Source organism: Roseixanthobacter glucoisosaccharinicivorans (genome assembly GCF_043195095.2).
Taxonomy (GTDB): domain Bacteria; phylum Pseudomonadota; class Alphaproteobacteria; order Rhizobiales; family Xanthobacteraceae; genus NCEH01.
This window is the reverse complement of the sequence record NZ_JBAFWN020000003.1, coordinates 87,414-105,831: the sequence shown is the minus strand read 5'-3', so window position 1 is coordinate 105,831 and position 18,418 is coordinate 87,414. Positions and strand designations below refer to the sequence as shown.

Annotated in this window: 13 protein-coding genes and 1 pseudogene; 8 read left to right on the top strand and 6 right to left on the bottom strand. The window is 62.9% G+C overall.

The genetic code is table 11. The features are described from left to right. The first annotated feature begins 10 nt into the window (after positions 1–10). Positions 11–508: a hypothetical protein gene (locus tag V5F78_RS24425; protein ID WP_394071860.1), complete on the top strand. Its 498-nt coding sequence runs from the start codon at positions 11–13 to the stop codon at positions 506–508. A 545-nt stretch (positions 509–1,053) separates the two neighbouring features. Here the strand turns inward: V5F78_RS24425 and V5F78_RS24420 are convergent. Then, on the bottom strand, positions 1,054–1,992 hold the full coding sequence (locus tag V5F78_RS24420) for a linear amide C-N hydrolase (protein ID WP_509210862.1): 939 nt from the start codon (positions 1,990–1,992) through the stop codon (positions 1,054–1,056). A gap of 246 nt (positions 1,993–2,238) precedes the next feature. On the opposite strand from V5F78_RS24420, the gene V5F78_RS24415 reads away from it, so the two are divergent. Further along, positions 2,239–2,937 carry a Crp/Fnr family transcriptional regulator gene (locus V5F78_RS24415; protein ID WP_394071858.1) on the top strand — a complete coding sequence of 233 codons (699 nt, stop codon included), beginning with the start codon at positions 2,239–2,241 and terminating at the stop codon, positions 2,935–2,937. Positions 2,938–3,443: 506 nt separating this feature from the next. Here the strand turns inward: V5F78_RS24415 and V5F78_RS24410 are convergent. The 3 genes from V5F78_RS24410 to V5F78_RS24400 are packed head-to-tail and all read right to left on the bottom strand — an operon-like array spanning position 3,444 to position 4,995. Next, complete coding sequence (locus V5F78_RS24410) at positions 3,444–4,088, bottom strand: HD domain-containing protein (protein ID WP_509210863.1); 645 nt, start codon at positions 4,086–4,088, stop codon at positions 3,444–3,446. Between the two features lie 13 nt (positions 4,089–4,101). Continuing rightward, the gene (locus V5F78_RS24405) at positions 4,102–4,557 is read right to left on the bottom strand and encodes a carboxymuconolactone decarboxylase family protein (RefSeq protein WP_394071856.1); all 456 of its coding nucleotides are present in this window, start codon (positions 4,555–4,557) and stop codon (positions 4,102–4,104) included. An 18-nt stretch (positions 4,558–4,575) separates the two neighbouring features. Then, complete coding sequence (locus V5F78_RS24400) at positions 4,576–4,995, bottom strand: cupin domain-containing protein (RefSeq protein ID WP_394071855.1); 420 nt, start codon at positions 4,993–4,995, stop codon at positions 4,576–4,578. A 75-nt stretch (positions 4,996–5,070) separates the two neighbouring features. Here V5F78_RS24400 and pdxR point away from each other — a divergent pair, with 75 nt between their 5' ends. Continuing rightward, on the top strand, positions 5,071–6,498 hold the full coding sequence (pdxR, locus tag V5F78_RS24395) for a MocR-like pyridoxine biosynthesis transcription factor PdxR (protein WP_509210864.1): 1,428 nt from the start codon (positions 5,071–5,073) through the stop codon (positions 6,496–6,498). 470 nt (positions 6,499–6,968) lie between these two features. On the opposite strand, the pseudogene V5F78_RS24390 reads toward pdxR, so the two are convergent. After that, positions 6,969–7,268, bottom strand: a pseudogene (locus tag V5F78_RS24390) (IS630 family transposase); the annotation flags it as partial. A gap of 373 nt (positions 7,269–7,641) precedes the next feature. After that, a complete protein-coding gene (locus V5F78_RS24385; RefSeq protein ID WP_394071854.1) occupies positions 7,642–9,282 on the bottom strand; it encodes a Na+/H+ antiporter in 1,641 nt (546 codons plus the stop codon). 625 nt (positions 9,283–9,907) lie between these two features. Here V5F78_RS24385 and V5F78_RS24380 point away from each other — a divergent pair. From V5F78_RS24380 to V5F78_RS24360, 5 genes are read left to right on the top strand one after another with little or no spacing between them, the layout of a single operon-like run. Continuing rightward, on the top strand, positions 9,908–12,007 hold the full coding sequence (locus V5F78_RS24380) for a heavy metal translocating P-type ATPase (RefSeq protein ID WP_394071853.1): 2,100 nt from the start codon (positions 9,908–9,910) through the stop codon (positions 12,005–12,007). A 12-nt stretch (positions 12,008–12,019) separates the two neighbouring features. Beyond that, positions 12,020–13,066: a ribose-phosphate pyrophosphokinase gene (locus V5F78_RS24375; RefSeq protein WP_213375406.1), complete on the top strand. Its 1,047-nt coding sequence runs from the start codon at positions 12,020–12,022 to the stop codon at positions 13,064–13,066. Next, positions 13,063–15,432, top strand: a complete 2,370-nt coding sequence (locus V5F78_RS24370) for a phosphoketolase family protein (RefSeq protein ID WP_394071852.1) — start codon at positions 13,063–13,065, stop codon at positions 15,430–15,432. The genes V5F78_RS24375 and V5F78_RS24370 overlap by 4 nt, the downstream gene beginning before the upstream one ends. 8 nt (positions 15,433–15,440) lie before the next feature. After that, positions 15,441–16,799, top strand: a complete 1,359-nt coding sequence (locus V5F78_RS24365; protein WP_394071851.1) for an MBL fold metallo-hydrolase RNA specificity domain-containing protein — start codon at positions 15,441–15,443, stop codon at positions 16,797–16,799. After that, positions 16,796–18,328: a thymidine phosphorylase family protein gene (locus V5F78_RS24360; protein WP_213375404.1), complete on the top strand. Its 1,533-nt coding sequence runs from the start codon at positions 16,796–16,798 to the stop codon at positions 18,326–18,328. Before V5F78_RS24365 ends, V5F78_RS24360 begins: the two co-directional genes overlap by 4 nt. Positions 18,329–18,418 lie beyond the last annotated feature (90 nt).

Sequence of the window (18,418 nt, the reverse complement as noted above, 5' to 3'; positions counted from 1 at the left end):
GGACTCGACAATGAAACGCGAGTGGAAAATCGGAACAGGCGCAATTCTACTTTCCGCTTGTTTGACACCAGCGTTTGCCGCCGATGATGACAGTCTCGTGCGAATTCTTGCGAAAGCAGATATTGCTCACAATCTTGTAGTATATTGCGCTCAATACGATCCATCGATCATAGAAAGGACAAGAGGCAGTGTCGGCGATGCGCAACAGCTCATGCTGCACGTTCGAAGCGAGGTGATCTCCGGTTTGCCTCAAGCTGAGGCGACGGAAGTTGTGGTCCGTTCGGCGAATGCAGCGCGCATCGGTGCGTTGCTCGCTATCAGAGAGCGCTACGGACCAAAGCAAAGCGAAGAACGCGCGCGACTTGCTAACTGGTGTGAAAGATCGGCAGCGTCTTCGGTCAAAGAGTTCGTCAGTAGCCACGGCGATCATCATGATGCGTTCGATGCGGAAATTGCGAGGGCCAACGAGGACCTGCAGCTCCCTAACAAACATCCTTCCTTCAAGTGAGCCAAACGAATGTTGTGGATAGAATCTGACGCCTGGTACCCGCGCAGAAACCTCCGTCCCGGTCGTGGAAGGTCATTCTGACCCTGCCCCGAAGCAGAAATTCCGAATGTCGCAGGAGGGTGGAAAGCGGCTGTTTGTATTGTCCACCCAAATGAGCAAGGAGTGCCAGAAGCGAACGTCTCGTTCAGGAAGTCGCGAGTCTTGATTGGGGCCGAAAGCGGACTGTCAGTTTCACGGTGGGAACCCTCAAAAGCGGCGTTCGGGTAGACGCGGATAACGTCGTCGTCTGATCCAAATTGGTCCCTCTGATTTTCGAGAGAACATCGACGCGGACGAGCGGCGAAAGGACGACCGGAACGCCCCAAGCGATGCAAAGCACGGGGGCCTGCGCGAAAGGCGCCTTCTCTTAGAAGCTCGAGTCGGATTGCAGATCGTAGAACGGGCCGCCATGTGCCGCGAGGTACTCTTTTGACCTGGGGCGGGTATTCGTTGTCATGGCATCATCCACACCCGCGGCCCCCGGGGCAGCGGGTGTTGATACTAGCTCAGAACGGCGCCGTCGCCGCTTGGAACTTGTCGGTGACGTTGCCGGTGAGATCGTCGTTGTGGGGATCGAGCGTCATTGCCGGCGCGCCCTGATCGAGGTTGAGCTTGTCGACGTCGATCCAGACAACGTTCGGCCCGGTGGTGAGCTCGAAATAATAGCGCTTGTTGCTGAGGTCGCTGACGACGCGATATTCGGTGTCGAACGTCGAGTCGTTGACCGGTGCACCAAACGGGATCGAGACCGAGCGGATCAACGTGAACATGCCGGCGATCGCGGCGCGTTCCGTCCCCGGCTTTGTCAACGTCGAGAGGTAGTAGCTGGCGCGTTGAAAACGGTCGCGCGGGTTGACGTTGCCGGGAACGTCGGTCTCCATCGTCGGGTTTGCGAAGTCGCGTTCGGCGAGCATCTTCAACTGCTCATTGTAGGCCGGCGCGTTAGTCATGACCTTGTACTGCGGGCCATGATAGACGACCAGCTTGCCGTCGATATATTCGAGCACCGCCGAGTCGCCGGCCGCATCCTCGATCGCAAGGTGAACGGTGCCGCGCTGCTTCTGTCCGCCGACATCGACTTCGACCAGGATGATCTGAACCTTCTCGACGTTTTCGATCGCTTCCGCGACCGTCGCCGAATTGTCTAGCACGTACTGCGCCCACAGTGCGGACTGGATGCCGGGTTTTGCTTCGTCGCGCGCGCCGAAATCGGCGGGCGGAAAATACAGCATATGCGCGGCAAGTCCCTTCTCGTTGATCCCGTCAGCGGTGCCGACCCCGTAGATGGTGGTGACGACGCTGCCGTATTTGGAGGTCCATTTCATCGGATTGCTCGGGAACACGGCGTGGGGCCCGGCCATGGACCCGTCGCGCGCCATCCCGCGTGGAAGCACGGTCAGGACCGGCTCCGTGGTCGTCGCCCAATCCATGCTGCGCGCGACCACGTATGGTCCGCCAGCTTCGTTCAGGAAAATTCTGGTACAGGCAGACGCGATGGGCACCGCAGCGCCTAATGAGAGGGTGAATGCAAGTCCAATCGCAGCGTAACGTGAAGTCCGGCGTGAGATCATTTCGGTTCCCCCAAAAACAACGGGTCGCGTGTAACACCGATTTTTTGGCCCCTTTGCTGCAAACACAACAATCGTCAAAAAAAATGGTTATGGCTATGAGGGCAATGAGGGGCAGTGCGAATGGACAGGGCCGACGCTGAACGCATTCTTGCTTCAGCCGGTTGGCTTTCGCGCCAGCCGGTCTCGTTCCAGAATGCGCTCTTTCGCCAGGGCTATTTGGTCAATTTCGCCAAAGGCGAGTACCTCTACCGCATCGGCGATGCCGCCGGTGGCATATACGGACTGCTGGAGGGCGGATTTGCCGCCGAGGTGATGGTCGGGCGGTCGCTATCGCGCGTGGCTCATGTTCTTCGCAGATACAATTGGATCGGTACCGGTCCAGCGCTTTCGGGCCAAACTCGCGTCTTCACGTTTCGTGCGATCGAACCCGGCTCCGCACTGCACCTCCCCATCGCTGGGGTCAACAAGCTAAGGACGGAAGATCCATCGGCCATCCAGCGGATTGGCGCGCTGGCTGAAGAAAACATGAAGCTGGCGATCCACGTCGTCAGCGATCTCCTCATTCGCTCTACGGACCGTCGCATTTCGGCCGCGCTATTGCGAATTTCAGGTGCATCGGTGGCCGATCCTTCACCGCCGCCGCACGAGGTCATGATGACGCAGTCCGAGCTTGGCGAGATCGCCAACGCGTCGCGCGACGTCGTCAGCCGGTTGCTCAAACGAATGCAAACGCAAGGATGGGTCGAACTGGGTTACAATCGCATAAGGATTGTCGATGCCGACGCGCTCCAGTCGTTCACATATGACGGTGTCGATTGAGTGGTTGAAATGTCCGCTTATGGCGGGACATCGTTGAAAAAGTCCGGGGCGTTACTTGGCCCGCCGTGTACGAAGAACCTCGCGAGCAATCACCCCCGACTTTTTCAAAGATATTAGCGCAATCTAAGACGTTCAGCCTTGCCGTTGGCGACGTGCGCGCAAGCGGTCGTTCCGAAACACCAACGCTTGTTGCCGTTTAATTAGCCACAACATCAGGTTGTAGTGGCTACCGGGACCGCGCCTCTGTGCAGCCGGCACAGGGGCTCGACTAGGCTAGGTCTTGTCGACGCGTCAGCAAATCAACCGCCACTGCCGCCGGTTAGACGTCTGCTTCGGGGACCGATTGCGGACTGGCAGGTTTGGGGTCAGAGACGGCCAAAGCGGACGGTCGGACTGGCAGTGCCTGGCATTCCCGGGCTCGGAACCGGGCAGGCTGACCCGTCACAATGCCGGTGTGGATGAGTCCAGGATCGAAGCCTCGGCTTCGGACCAGAAGCGGCTTCCGTTCAGCTATTCCAGTTTGAAGCAAGGATGATGCTGCACATGTCGACCCGCCGAAAGTTCGGATCCTTGAACGCCAGGACATCGTCGTTGAACGTTCCGAACGTGCTGTGCGGACGGTGCTTCATGCCCCGGTAGAAGGCGTCGATGATCCCGTGCTTGAAGTCGGCTTCCCGGGGGAAGGCGGCGATGACGGAATCGCGCTGCGCGTCAGTAAATTCGTCATAGCCGCGGCCGGCGACATCCATGCCGGCCCCCGCCTGCACCAGCGCGATCTCCGGGCGCATGAATTCCGGTATGCCAGGCGTGGTGTGGAGAGCGACGGCGTTCCAGACGATCTCGATATCGCTTTCGGAGATGCCATGCTCCCGCAGGAAATCACGCGCGGCATTGGCGCCGTCCACTTCGAAGCGTAGCTGGCTATTCTCATAGCGGGTGGTAAGGCCGATGTCGTGAAACATGGCGGCCGTATAGAGCAGCTCCGGGTCAAAGGTCATACCCCTCCGGCTTCCCGTCATGGCTCCCCAGAAATAGACCCGGACCGAGTGATGGAAGAGCAGATCGCCTTCGGTGTCCCGAATGAACTCGGTCACCTCACGCGCAATCTTGCTGTCGGGGATCCTTGTCCCGGAAATCTCATCCATGGGCATGGCTCGTACTCCATCAATTTTCGAGCACGGCCTGCGGCGTGTTGCGGAAGCTGATGGCCATGCGATTGTAGCTGTTCATCACGCTGATCGCGATTGTGAGGTCGACGAGCTGCTTCTCGTCGAAAACCTCCCGCGCGGCCTTGTAGGCGCTGTCCGGCACGCCGGTCTCGGCGACGAGCGTCACGCTCTCGGCCCAGGCGAGCGCGGCACGCTCGGCCTGGCTGAAGAGGCTGCCGCCTTCCGCCCACGCCTGCACCAGCGCGAGCTTCTCGACCTTCACGCCCCTCTTGATGAGTTCGCGCGTGTGCATGTCGAGGCAATAGGCGCAGTTGTTGATCTGCGAGATCCGCAGATAGACAAGGTCCACCAGTTCGCCGGGCAGGCCGCTCTGCAGGACATAGCCATAGACGCCGCCGAGCGCCTTGGCGCCGTTGGGAGCAATCTGATTGTAATCGAGCCTGTTGGTCATTTTCAGGTTACTTCCATCTCACTTGACGGGGGTGGTGAGTGTCTTGTCGTCGGAATCGACGACGAAGACCGCCAGCAATTTCGCCGGCTCGGTCTTGCTCGCGTTGCGGCTGATCGAATGGATCGCGTCCGGCGGTTCGGACCAGCTCTCGCCGGCACTGTAGATGCGGGTCTCGCCGTCGTTCACCTTCGATTCGATCTCGCCCGAAAGCACATAGGCATAGATGAACGCTGACTTGGCGTGCCGGTGCGACGGGGAAGCCGCGCCCGGCGCATAGTCGACTTCCACGACCACGAGCGACTTGCCGGGGATGTTCGGAATCGCCTGGCCGAATTTGCGCGCGACCGTCTCGGTCTGACCGTCATGGGCCGAGGCGGGCCCGGCGATCACGGAGGCAAACGCGATCCAGATGGCAGGGATGATGGTTCTGGCCTTCACGGGGTTTCTCCTTCTGATGCCCCGGAAGATGACCCATTTTGGGCCAGACAAAAGAACCAAGAACACGAAGAAATCGTGTACTATGGTGGCGTGAATAAGCGACTGAACTTGAATGTCGATCGTTCGGCCAAGGCTCCTCTGTCGGAGCAGATCCGAAAGGCGTTGGCCAAAGCCATCGAAGATGGCGTGCTGGAGCCGGGTGCGCGCTTACCATCATGGCAGGATCTCGCTGCCCAACTCGGCGTCGCGCGCGGAACAGTGCGGACCGCCTACGAGAAGCTCGCCGCCGCCCAGTTGATCGAGGCATCGAGGGCGACGGGCACACACGTCGCTCAACGCCCCCGCGCCGCGACCAAGAGCGAGCTGCCGCCGGACGTCGGCTCGTTCCTGGAGAACTATCTGGAAATGACGCAGGGACCCGCGTTCTTCCAAATGGGCGTGCCGGCAACCGAGACCTTCCCGGCAACCCTATTCGCGCGCATTCGCGCGCACGCGGTCCGCGCCGAGGCGAGTGCGCCTCCTCTTTATCCCGACCCTCGCGGCGAGCTTGAGCTGAGGCGCGAAATCGCAGGCTATCTTGCCGTCGCCCGCGGCATTAATTGCCTGCCATCGCAGGTCATCATCACCGCAGGGTTTGGCGCCGGGCTGGGACTGGTGGCCAGCGCTCTCAGCCTGAGCGGCAGAATCGCGTGGGTTGAGAATCCCGGCTTTCCATGGTCGAGAAAGGGCCTCGAACTGGCCGGCTTATCCCTGGCTCCGATCCCGATTGATGCCCACGGTATCGATATCGATCACGGGCTTCGCCATCACCCTGATGCCAAGCTCGTCCTCGTGACCCCCGGTCAGCAGGCGCCACTGGGGGTCACCTTGTCGCTTGAGCGGCGCCTTCGTCTGCTCGAATGGGCAGCGACGAACCAGGTCTGGGTGATCGAAGACGACTATCTGAGCGAGTTGCAACTGGCGGGAAGGGCTGCGCCGGCGCTCGCGTCGCTCGACCGGGACGGGCGCGTCATCCACATCGGCTCGTTCAGCAAGACGATCAGTCCGACTCTTCGGCTTGGCTTTCTGGTCGCGCCGGTCGAACTGATCTCCCGGTTCGCGGAGGTGGCAGCGTGTCTCGCGCCGCCACCTGGCCCCGCGGTGCAACTCGCGACTGCCGAGTTCATGCATGAAGGTCACTATATGCGCCATCTCCGGCGCACCAAGCGCGCCTATGCCGCCAAGCGACAGGCGGTTCTGGATTGTTTTCAAGCGTCGGTCGGCGCGGATCGCGTTGCTGCGCCCGGATTGGCCGTGCTGCTTAAGTTGTCGAAGAGAGCATCGGACGTGGCCGTGGCACGCGAAGCTTTGACGTTCGGCATGTTTCCGGCGCCGCTTTCACCCTGGTATGCGACGCCCGACGGCGCCGCTTCCGGGCTCTTACTTGGTGTCGCGACTGCGCCGACGCGGAGCCTCGCTCGATCCTGTGATCGGCTCTTAGAAATGATCCATCGGTTCAGCTGACCAATTTGGAAACTGAACCGTCAGCTATTGCCGGGACATCAACCGGCTAGCGCCACCCATCGCGCATCAAACCTTTCTATCGCATGGACTTTGACTAGAATATCTGGAGGTATTTTCTAGATTAAACTACTTCGACTTCCGCAGCACTGCACTCGACAGATGCGCTAGCGGCCGCTGCATGCAGGTAGAGGCCTCCGCTGAGACTGCTAGTGGAGCAAGACAATCCGGCGGATTCGCGTGTCGTCAGCAATGTCTGCTTTCAGGCATCGGCAAAGCTGATTTCAACGGCCGGGATTAAGGCGCAAGCGGTCACCTCCAGCACTGCTGCGGAAGTTGGCTTCGGGTCATGGGTGTGAGTTTAACCGAGGGCGAGTGAACTTCCGCTTGGGGTCGAACTTCCCCTTTGGTCGCTAGCCGAAGATCGGACATCCGGTGCGACGATAGGATTGCCGCGCTGACATGCCCAAGGGCTATCGGACGGAAGTTAGCACTTGGTGGCCGCGGGCAGCGGCGGCGGTGATTTTGTTAGGATCGGCGGTCCAGACGAAGGGCTTTGGCTGCTGGTTATGATCGACGACGAAGCAGTTGATACCGGCCTGGAGATCGACGACGCCCTTGAAGACCCTGCGCGTGAGGCGGCGCTTGGTGAGGATGGCGAAGAAGCCCTCGACGGCATTGAGCCAGCTCGCCGAGGTGGGCGTGAAATGGAACGTCCAGCGCGGGTGTCGGCCCAGCCATTCGATCACCTTGGAATGCTTGTGGGTGAGGAAGATCCTGTTCGGTGGCATGGTGGCGCTGCTGTCTGCGGCACCTGCTTTCGCTGACTATTATCCGTCTACGCGTCCCCAAAAGGAGCGTGAACGTCACGAGTTTCTCGACGTCCAGAAGGAGGATTTCCCAAGCGGACAGGCGCCCGCGTATATGTCATCCATGCCGCCGGGCGATCCGCAAATGCCGACGATGACGGGTGGGGCCACGATCCCCTCAAAGCCGAGGCTCTAGCAGGCCCTGCATCGCACCACTCGGAGATCGAGCCGCGCCCTTTGTTGGCGCGGCTCAGCACTCCCGCAAAACCTATGAGTGTCGTCCTGAAGCGACGCCGCGGTCGTGTTGCGGCACCTTTGTGCGCTTATCGAAGGTTCCTCACGTTACTCTGAATCTCGCATCCAGCAGATCGACTTCCCTGACCAGCTTGCGCGCCGCCTCGTCTGTGAGGCTCCGGCTGCGAACAATGCGATAGATCTCGTCGCGTTCGGCACGCAAGCCGGCCAGGCGCAGCCTGCGTTCGATCTCGTCGATCTTCCGGGCGAGATCGCGCTCCTCGCCAGTCTTGGAACGGCCATCGATGCGCTGGCGGTAAAGCTCCATGATCCGCGCTCCGGCATCCACGTAAAGATCGGCGTCGCTGCGTCCCTCGCCCATATCATGCTGGGCCCGCTCGACGGCCCGGATCGCCGCCTCGGACGCGGCGATCCGGGCGCGGTCTTCGTCTTCCTGATGCGAAGGCTCCGGCGGCAGTTCCAGCCCCTTGAGAAGATGTGGCAGGCCGATGCTGGCGGCGACGAGCGACAGGATGATCACGCCGGCGGCCAGGAAGATGGCGAGGTCACGCGCCGGAAACGCTGTCCCGTCGGCCATCACCAGCGGCAAGGTCAGAACGCCGGCGAGCGTGATCGTTCCGCGCACGCCTGCAAGCGACATGGCGGCGATCAGACGCCAACTCGGCGTGACGAGAGCTTCACCCCGGCGCGCAGCCCGGAACAAGGTGAAACGCAGCGAGGTCCAAACCCAAAGAAGCCGCAATGCCGCAAGCGCCAGGTTGATGGAGACGACGTAGACGAGGAGCCAGGCCGGCTCGTGATGCCCGGTCTCGTGCACGACCTGCGCCGCCCCGGCCAGGATCTGAGGGAGCTGCTCGCCCAGCAGAACGAAAATGATTCCGTTGGCGGTGAACTGGACCGTGTCCCAGACGGCGCTGCGACGGACACGGGTGACGGCGAGCGCTTGTCCGGTCTGCTCCACATAACTCATGGTGATGCCGGCCGCGACCGCGGCGAGAATCCCCGAACAATGAAGACGCTCGGCCAGAAGATAGGCGGCGAAGGGGATCAGCAGACTGATCAGGATCTGCGAGCCGGTTTCTTCCCCGAATTTGCGCGAGATCCAGTTCTTCGCCTTGGTCGCCGACCAGGTCACTCCCATGCCGATCGCGATGCCGCCGATCGCAACCCAGAGGAATGTGCCGGCGGCCTCGGCGAGGGAGAATGTACCGGTCAGGGTCGCGGCAACCGCGAAGCGCATGCAGACCAGGCCCGACGCATCGTTAAGCAGCGACTCGCCTTCGAGGATGTGCATCAGCCGCTTGGGAATGGGCACTCTGGCAGCAATGGCCGACACCGCGATCGGATCGGTGGGCGAGACGATGGCCGCCAGCGCGAAAGCAACCGCCAGCGGCATGGCCGGGATCATCCAGTTCACCAGGAAGCCGACGCCGACCACGGTGAACACGACCAGGCCGAAGGCAAGCTCCAGGATCGTGCCCTTGTCCCGGAACACACCCTCCTTGGGGATGCGCCAGCCGTCCAGGAACAGGAGCGGCGGCAGGAACAGCAGGAAGAAAATCTCCGGTTCCAGTTCGACGCCGAGATTGGCCACCGACGCGATGACCACGCCGAGCGCGATCTGAAAAAGGGGAAGCGGTAGGGCGATCGGCGACATGCGCGCGAGCGCACCGCTGATCACAACGGCTAGCAGAAGGATCAAGGCAACTGAGATGGTCTCCACGTCTGCTCCAGTCCCGGTTGCATGGGCGCGGCCTGTCGATAGCCGGCTTCATCCCGCGCTCGGGACCAGACCCATCTCGCCTCCCACGTCGATCGGCCGCGTATGCAGGAGCCCTATGGTGAAGGTTCGTGGCGGCCGTAGTGCGGATTCCGGTCGAGCGAACTCAGCCAGGGGAGGATGAAGCGCAGGTTTGTCGCACAAATGATGGTAGCGTGTCGGCGACATTTTTTCCGGCACTGGAGTTTTGGAACGGCGGCAAATGCAACCGGTTCTGAGGTCCGGCATGCTCAGGCTGGTGCACGCCGGGTGGCTCGGCGCCTCTCCGTCCGTGGGTTGGGGTTACCGTCTCGACAATCGTCTGCCGCCCGAGCCTCGCACAATCCGACACGGCAGGCCGCTACCGCTCGGCCGTCGGAGTACGACACCGAGATTGAGCTTCACCTATGACCTTTTGGCCCATCGGCGAACTTAACCTCGATCAAAGACGTGCCGTGGGGAACCGGCGACCAAGCTGGCTCGGCACGAAATGGCGCTCACGTCGCTGGCGCGCGGGCCGAATCTCGTCGAGCATTCCATAAGCACCATGGTCTCCCAAAGGCCGTAGCAAACAGCAGGATCTCGTAGAATGACCTCTGACCGGCCACATGCCCACGATCACAATGGTCATGCCGATCACGCTGGCGGCAGGCGCCAAGACGATCGTCACACCGATCCCAAGATCGTGGCAGCGGCCGGTTCCAGTCATTCCGAGCATGCCGGGCACGATCATGGTGCGATGGTCGCCGACTTCCGCCGAAGGTTCTGGGTCACACTCCTTCTCACGCCGCCGGTCCTGCTTCTGTCGCCGATGATCCAGCACTGGCTTGGCGTTGCCGAGACGCTGGCCTTTGCGGGAGATGGACTGGTTCTCTTCGCTCTTTCAACGATCGTCTATGTTTATGGGGGTTGGCCGTTTCTCACCGGCTTCCTGTCCGAGCTGCGCAAGGGGCAGCCCGGAATGATGACTCTGATCGCGCTGGCGATCTCGGCCGCCTACTTCTTCTCGGCCGCCACCACCTTTGGCTTTCCGGGAGAGCCATTCTATTGGGAGCTCGTGACTTTGGTCGCGATCATGCTTCTCGGCCACTGGGTCGAGATGCGCTCCGTGATGGGTGCATCGCGCGCGCTCGAGGAACTGGTCCGGCTGCTGCCTGACAGCGCTACGAAGATCGGCGCCGACGGCTCGATGCAAGAGGTCCCCATCTCCGCATTGCAGCCGGGCGATCGGGTTCTCGTCCGCCCGGGCGCCAAGGTGCCCGTCGACGGGAAGATCATCGAGGGGTCGTCCGGCTTCAACGAGGCGATGCTGACCGGCGAATCCCGCCCGGTTTCCAAGACCGTCGGTGCCACCGCCATCGGCGGCGCGATCAACGGCGCCAACGCCGTGACCATCGAGGTGACCGCCACGGGCGATGCCACCTATCTCGCACAGGTCATCGATCTCGTGAAGAAGGCGCAGGCGACGCGCTCCAGGACGCAGGACATCGCCAACCGTGCTGCCTCGTGGCTCACTTACATCGCCCTTACCGTAGGCTTCGGGACGCTCTTCGTCTGGTGGCTCGTTCTCGGCGCGTCGCTTGAATTCGCGCTCGAGCGCATGGTGACGGTGATGGTCGTCGCCTGCCCGCATGCGCTCGGGCTTGCCGTTCCGCTCGTCGTCGCCGTCAGCACCTCGCTCAGCGCCGGAAACGGACTTCTGATCCGTGACCGCGCGGCCTTTGAACGCGCGCGCAATCTAAATGCGGTGGTCTTTGACAAGACCGGAACGCTGACCGAGGGCCGGTTTGGCGTGAGCGACATCGTGCTGCTCGCCGGCGGTGACGAGAACGAAGAACTCGCCTTGGCGGCAGCGGCCGAGAGCCAGTCCGAGCATCCGATCGCCCACGGCATCGTCGCCGAGGCCAGGGATCGCAACTTGACCGTCCCGAAGGCAAGCGAGGTCAGCAACATCACCGGAGAGGGCATCGTCGCAAAGGTTGACTGCGCCGACATCCGTATCGTCAGCCCCGGCCACCTCGCAAGGCAGGGCAAGGCGATCGGCCACGAGCGGCTCAAGCAATTGGAGGCCCAGGGCAAGACAGTGGTCGTGCTCGTCCGCGACGGCGAGCCGCGCGCGCTGTTCGCGCTGGCCGATATCGTCCGGCAGGAATCGAAGGAGGCCATCGCCGAACTGAAGGCGCTCGGGATCAACTCCGTGATGCTCACTGGCGATGCCAAGGGGGTCGCGCAAGCGGTGTCGGACGAACTGGGCATAGCTGAATATTTCGCCGAGGTGCTGCCGGATCAGAAGTCCGAGAAGATCAAGGAATTGCAGGCGCGCGGACTGCAGGTTGCCATGGTTGGCGACGGCGTGAATGACGCGCCGGCGCTGGTCGTGGCCGATCTCGGGATCGCCATCGGCGCTGGCACTGACGTTGCCGTGGAATCGGCCGACGTCGTCCTGGTCAGAAGCGATCCGCGCGATGTGGCCGCGATCCTCGGCCTGTCACGCGCCACCTACCGCAAGATGGTACAGAACCTGATCTGGGCGACCGGATACAACGCAATTGCCATCCCGATGGCGGCCGGCATCACCTTCGGAACGGGTTTCCTGATGACCCCAGCCGTCGCCGCCGTTTTCATGTCGGCCAGCACCGTCATCGTCGCCATCAACGCGCAGTTTCTGCGGTTCTACCGGAAGAAATGAGGAGCATGATCCATGCGCCTGATCCTTCCCTTGCCCGGAAACGAAATCTTCGCCCGACATCTTGCCGAGTCCGGGGGATGGGAACTGGGTGCGATCGAGACGCGCCGCTTTCCCGACGGCGAGACCTACGTTCGGATTCTCTCCAATATTGCGAACCGTCCCGTCGATCTCGTCTGCACCCTGGCGCCGCCGGATGACGGGTTCCTGCGTCTCGTTTTCGCGGCCGATGCGGCCCGGTCGCTCGGTGCGCGCGAGGTCACGCTCGTTGCGCCCTATCTCGCCTATATGCGGCAAGACCGTCGCTTTCTGCCCGGCGAAGCGGTGACCTCGAAGACCTTTGCCCGCCTCGTGTCCTCGACCTTCGACCGGTTGGTGACCGTCGACCCGCACCTTCATCGCTATGCCGCTCTTTCCGCACTCTACACGATCCCGACAGAGACGCTTCATGCCGCGCCGCTTCTCGCCGACTGGATCGCGGCTGAGGTGCAGAAGCCTCTCATCATCGGGCCGGACGAGGAAAGCGAGCAGTGGGTCTCGGCCATTGCCGCGCGCATCGGCGCACCCCATGCCGTTCTAAGCAAAACCAGGCACGGCGACCGCAGCGTCGACGTCGAGCTCCCCGACCTCTCGCAATGGAGCGGCCTCCGGCCGGTCCTCGTCGACGACATCGCGTCGTCCGGCGACACGCTCTTTGAAGCCGCATGCAAGCTTCCGCTCCAGGGGTTCGCGCGGCCCGTCTGCGCCGTCATCCATGGCCTCTTCGCCGAGGATTCCTACCAGCGCTTATTGGCCGTCGCCGACAGAATCGTTTCGAGCGATTCTGTCCTGCATGCGAGCAACGCCATCCGTCTCGCACCCCTGATAGCCGCCGCCATCTCGGCCGCCCGGAATGTCCCGCGGGATATTGTCCGCCACAGGCGGCCGGCCGAACCGCTCGATGAAGTCGAACGCGCCGGCATCGACTCCTTTCCGGCCAGCGATCCTCCGCCATGGACAAGCGGCGTCAGTCGAACGCGGACGCCGGTCCCACAACAAGGAAAAGGTGATAGCGCAACATGAGTGAAATGACATCGGACGCATTCGCGATCTGGCAGAAGGGCTACGGGCCCATCGAGCACAGCGCCGAGACGGTCGAGCGTGTTGCAGCACTCGCAGCCTCGGGATACATGGCGCCCGACAGGCTCTACCGGCTGCTCGCCGCTGCCGACCGTCTGGCCTGCGCGGCGATGTGGACCGTCGTCCACATGACCTATGCCAGCCGGGTCAATCTCTCCGGCGCGCCGCTGCCGGCCGCTGCGTTCAAGCCGACGCCTGAAGGCCATACCGGTGGCTCGCTCAACATGGTTCCTGCTTTTGTCGGCTATCTCACCGCCAACACGATCACCGCCAAGACCCGCTCGTGGCTGATGGGGCAAGGCCATTGCGTCGCAGCGATCGAGGCCGTCAATGCGCTGACTGGCGACGTCTCGCCGACGCAGAAAGGCCGCTACGACCGGACCGAGAAGGGGCTCTCTCAGCTCGCGGCCGACTTCTATTCCTATGCGATCGATGCGGAGGGTCGCGCCGCGGTCCCGCTGGGCAGCCATGCTGGTCCCAACACCGCCGGGGCGATCTCGGAGGGAGGCTATCTTGGTTTCGCGGAGGTGCAATATGTGCACATGCCGCTTCCCGGAGAGAGTCTCATCGCCTTCCTGAGTGACGGTGCCTTCGAGGAGCAGCGCGGCTCCGACTGGACACCCCGCTGGTGGCGCGCCGAGGATTCCGGCCTCGCGATCCCCATCATGATCCTCAACGGACGCCGCATCGAGGAGCGCGCTCAGATTGCCCAGCAGGGCGGGGCCGACTGGCTCGCGGCCCATCTTCGCCATAACGGCTTCGATCCCTTCGCGATCGACGGCCGCGACCCGGCCGCGTTCGCCTGGGCGATCCTCACGGCCGAGGAGCGGCTCGGACGTTTCGCCGCCGATGCCGATCACGTCTATCCCGCGCCCATCCCCTATGTGATCGCCAAGACGATCAAGGGGTTCGGCTTTCCGGGCGCCGGCACCAATGCGGCGCACAACCTTCCGATCGACGGCAACCCGTCGCGCGATGACGCGGCACGAAACGCCTTCAACGAAGCTGCAGCAGCGCTCTTCGTTCCGCTGCAAGAGATTGACCGCGCGGTCGGCGCGCTTGCCATTCACGACCCGCAGAACCGGCCGCTCGAAAGCCGCCATCCCCTCGCACTGCGAAGCCCGCCGTCACCCCAGCTCCCCGAACCCGAATGGATCCGCGTGGGCGATGCTCCGGACTGCGCCATGCATGCGCTAGACCGCTGGTTCGTGCGCGTCGTCGATGCCAATCCGGATTTACGGCCGCGGCTCGGCAATCCCGACGAGTTGCGCTCCAACCATATGGGCGCCGCGCTCGATCGTCTGCGGCATCGCGTCAACGTCGCCGAGCCCGGGGTAGCCGAAGCCGTTGATGGCGCCGTCATCACCGCGCTCAACGAGGAAGCAGTTGCAGGTGCGGCGCTCGCCAACAAAGGCGGGCTCAACCTGATCGTCAGCTATGAGGCCTTCGCCATGAAGATGCTGGGCGGCCTCCGTCAGGAGATCGTCTTCGCCCGGCGTCGTCGCGAGGTCGGTCAGGAGTCCGGCTGGATCTCGGTGCCCCTCGTCGTCACCTCCCACACCTGGGAGAACTCCAAGAATGAGCAATCGCACCAGGACCCGACGATTGGCGAGGCACTGCTCGGCGAGATGTCGGACACAGCCCGGGTGCTCTTTCCAGTCGACGCGAACAGCGCAATGGCCGCGCTGCGATCGGTCTATGACGGACGCGGCCAGGTAGCCTGCCTGATCGTATCGAAGCGCGACATGCCGCACCGGCTCGACGGCGAGGCGGCTGGCCGGTTCGTGTCCGAGGGCGCGGCCCATATCGATGGCAATCCCGGCGAAGCCGACCTGCAACTGGTGGCGGTCGGGGCCTATCAGCTCGAGGAGGCGCTCAAGGCGTCACGACGCCTCTCGGCCCGTGGCCTCAAAGCCGTCGTGACGGCATTGGCGGAACCGGGTCGCTTCCGTGCGCCGCGCGACCCGATCGAGGCCGCCTTCACCGCGAGCGACGAGGATCTCGCCGCACTATTTCCCCCGCAGCTTCCCCGCGTCATCGTCACTCATACGCGGCCCGAGCCGATGCTTGGTCTGTTGAGGCGGCTGGACGGGGGACCGCTGAGAACCGCCGCGCGCGGCTATATCAGCCGGGGCGGCACGCTCGATGTCGACGGCATGCTGTTCGCCAATCGCTGCTCCTGGGCTCACCTGATCGATGCGGCGACCCCGCTTGCCGGTTGGTCACGCGACGATCTGCTCACGCCCGCCGAACGCGCCGCCGTCGACAGTAGGGGTAACCCCGCCGATCTTTTCCAACCCGTGATCTGAAGGCCGCCATGCTTACGCTGACCTCGCTGGGCGGTGCCGGCACCGTCACTGGCTCGAAACATCTCCTGACTCATGATGGAAAGCACATCCTGATCGACTGTGGCCTGTTCCAGGGCCTCAAGAACTTGCGCGAGCTGAATTGGGAGCCCTTGCCGGTCGAGCCCTCCAGCATCGACGCCGTCGTGTTGACCCATGCCCATCTCGACCATTCCGGCTATCTGCCGAAGCTGGTGCGCGACGGCTTTCGCGGCCGCATCTTCGCAACCGAGGCCACGCGCGATGTGGCCGAGCTGATCCTTCAAGACAGCGGCTATCTGCAGGAGAAGGACGCCGAATACGCCAACCGCAAGGGATTCTCGAAGCACAAGCCGGCCTTGCCGCTCTACGGAGTTCGCGACGCGGAACGCGCGCTCGAGTTCTTCTCAGCCGTTCCCTTTGGAAAGCTCGTTCAGCTTCCTGGCGGTCCGACGCTGATGTTCCGCCATGCTGGGCACATCCTGGGCGCTGCAACCGCGGATATCGGCTGGGCCGGCCGTCGCGTTACCTTCTCCGGCGATCTCGGACGCTACGGCGATCCGGTCATGCCGGATCCCGAGCCAGTCTCGGAAGCCGACTTCATTGTCATCGAATCCACCTACGGCGATCGCATTCATAAACCGGGCGACATCACCGAGGTTCTCGGCGCGGTGATCGAGCGCACAGTCCAACGCGGCGGCACCGTCGTGATCCCGGCCTTCGCGGTCGGCCGCGCACAATCGCTGCTCTATCATCTGTGGAAGCTGAAGACCGCCAGCAGGCTGTCGAACATTCCGATCTATCTTGACAGCCCTATGGCGATCGACGCGACCGATTTGCTTCATGCGCACCCTGCTGATCATCGCCTCACACCGGAGGTCTGCGGCGCGATCTGCGGAATTGCTACGTATACGAGAGATGTCGAAGGGTCCAAGGCGATCACGGCGAGCCCCTATCCCAAGGTGGTGATCTCGGCGAGCGGCATGGCGACCGGCGGTCGCGTGCTCCATCATCTGAAGGCTTTCGCGCCCGAACAGAAGAACACCATCCTGTTCTCCGGCTTCCAGGCCGTCGGAACGCGCGGACGTGCCATGTTGCAGGGTGCAAGCGAGATCAAGATCCACGGCCAATGGATTCCCGTTCGCGCAGAGGTCGACGATCTGACGATGCTCTCGGCTCACGCCGACGCCAACGACCTGATGCACTGGCTCTCGGGTTTCCGTCACAGCCCCTCGCGTGTCTTCATCGTGCATGGCGAGCCCGAAGCCGCTGAGGCGCTGCGCGTACGCATCGACAGGGATCTCGGATGGAGCGCGAGCGTTCCCCGTCAGGATCAGGTGTTCGATCTATGACCGCAGCCCTCGAACGGACCGACGCCCTTGCACAGCCGATGCTCCGCGCCAAGCGTCTTGGCCTGCACACCCAGCATCAGGCCGTGGTCATCATGCGCACAGACTGCCATGTCTGCCGTTCGGAGGGCCTTGCCGCACGCTCGCAGGTTCTTGTTTCGACAGGCAATCGGGAGGTGCAGGCAACGCTCTTTCAGATAGAGGGCGGCGAATTGATCGCGCTCGACGAGGTCGCTCTTTCTGAGACCGCCTGGACGATCCTCGGCATTGCGGACGGCGAAGCCGTTAAAGTCACACATGCGCCGGCGATCGAATCGTTGGCAAGCGTGCGCCGGCGCATCTACGGCAACCGCCTCGACGCATCCGCCTTCACGGCGATTGTCAAAGACATTGTCGCCGGACGATACACCGACGTGCATCTTGCCGCATTCCTGACGGCGGGCGCCGCCTTGCCTCTGGACGAGCAGGAGACCGCCGATCTGACCGGCGCGATGGTCGAGGTTGGCGAGCGTATGCGCTGGGATGCCCCGATCGTCGTCGACAAGCACTGCATCGGCGGCCTGCCGGGCAATCGCACCACGCCGATCATTGTCGCGATCGTCGCAGCGCAGGGCCTCATCATGCCCAAAACCTCTTCACGCGCGATAACCTCGCCGGCAGGCACGGCCGATACGATGGAGACGCTCGCTCCAGTCGACCTCGACATTGCGACGCTCCGGCGCGTGGTGGAGGCTGAAGGCGGCTGCATCGCCTGGGGTGGCGCGGTGCATCTCAGTCCCGCCGACGACATCTTCGTGCGCGTCGAGCGTGAGCTCGATGTCGATACCGAAGGCCAGCTCATCGCGTCCGTGCTGTCGAAGAAAATTTCCGCGGGCTCGACCCATGTGGTGATCGATATTCCTGTCGGCCCGACCGCCAAGGTCCGCAGCGAGGAACTCGCCGGTCACCTCGCCGAACGCATGGGGGCGGTCGCCGCGCGTTTCGGCCTGACCGCGATATGTCTCCAGACCGATGGTTCACAGCCGGTCGGCCGGGGGATCGGGCCGGCGCTCGAGGCTCTCGATGTCCTGGCTGTCCTTCAAAATGCCGGCGATGCGCCGGACGATCTCAGGAGGCGCGCCGCGACGCTTGCGGGTGCAGCGCTCGAAATCGGCGGAAAAGTGGCAACGGGTGAAGGGACTCGACTGGCGCTCGAAACGCTCTCCGACGGGCGCGCCTGGGCGAAGTTCGAAGCCATCTGTGAGGCGCAGGGCGGGATGCGGACACCTCCGACTGCGTCCAACGTCCATCCGCTTGTGGCCCCGCATGCAGGACGCATCGTCCATATCGACAATCGAAAGCTCGCCCGGCTTGCAAAACTCGCTGGAGCGCCCGAGGCCAAGGCCGCCGGCGTTCGCATGGACGTGCGGCTGGGCAACGAGATCGACAAGGGCCAGCCAATGCTTCATGTCCATGCCGAGACGCGTGCCGAACTCGCCTATGCCCTGGAATACGCCGCCCGGTCCGGCGATATCGTCAAGGTCGAGGCATGAGGCGGCAATTGGTTCTCGCCGGCGTCGTGGCAGCGCTTTGGGATCAATTCTATCGGTGCGACAAGGTGCTGCTCAGACGAACAGGCGACC

Coding starts and splice junctions, on each gene's coding strand:
- V5F78_RS24425 (WP_394071860.1), top strand. CDS start 11: ATGAAACGCGAGTGGAAAATCGGAACAGGCGCAATTCTACTTTCCGCT.
- V5F78_RS24415 (WP_394071858.1), top strand. CDS start 2,239: ATGGACAGGGCCGACGCTGAACGCATTCTTGCTTCAGCCGGTTGGCTT.
- V5F78_RS24410 (WP_509210863.1), bottom strand. CDS start 4,088: ATGCCCATGGATGAGATTTCCGGGACAAGGATCCCCGACAGCAAGATT.
- V5F78_RS24405 (WP_394071856.1), bottom strand. CDS start 4,557: ATGACCAACAGGCTCGATTACAATCAGATTGCTCCCAACGGCGCCAAG.
- V5F78_RS24380 (WP_394071853.1), top strand. CDS start 9,908: ATGACCTCTGACCGGCCACATGCCCACGATCACAATGGTCATGCCGAT.
- V5F78_RS24375 (WP_213375406.1), top strand. CDS start 12,020: ATGCGCCTGATCCTTCCCTTGCCCGGAAACGAAATCTTCGCCCGACAT.
- V5F78_RS24370 (WP_394071852.1), top strand. CDS start 13,063: ATGAGTGAAATGACATCGGACGCATTCGCGATCTGGCAGAAGGGCTAC.
- V5F78_RS24365 (WP_394071851.1), top strand. CDS start 15,441: ATGCTTACGCTGACCTCGCTGGGCGGTGCCGGCACCGTCACTGGCTCG.
- V5F78_RS24360 (WP_213375404.1), top strand. CDS start 16,796: ATGACCGCAGCCCTCGAACGGACCGACGCCCTTGCACAGCCGATGCTC.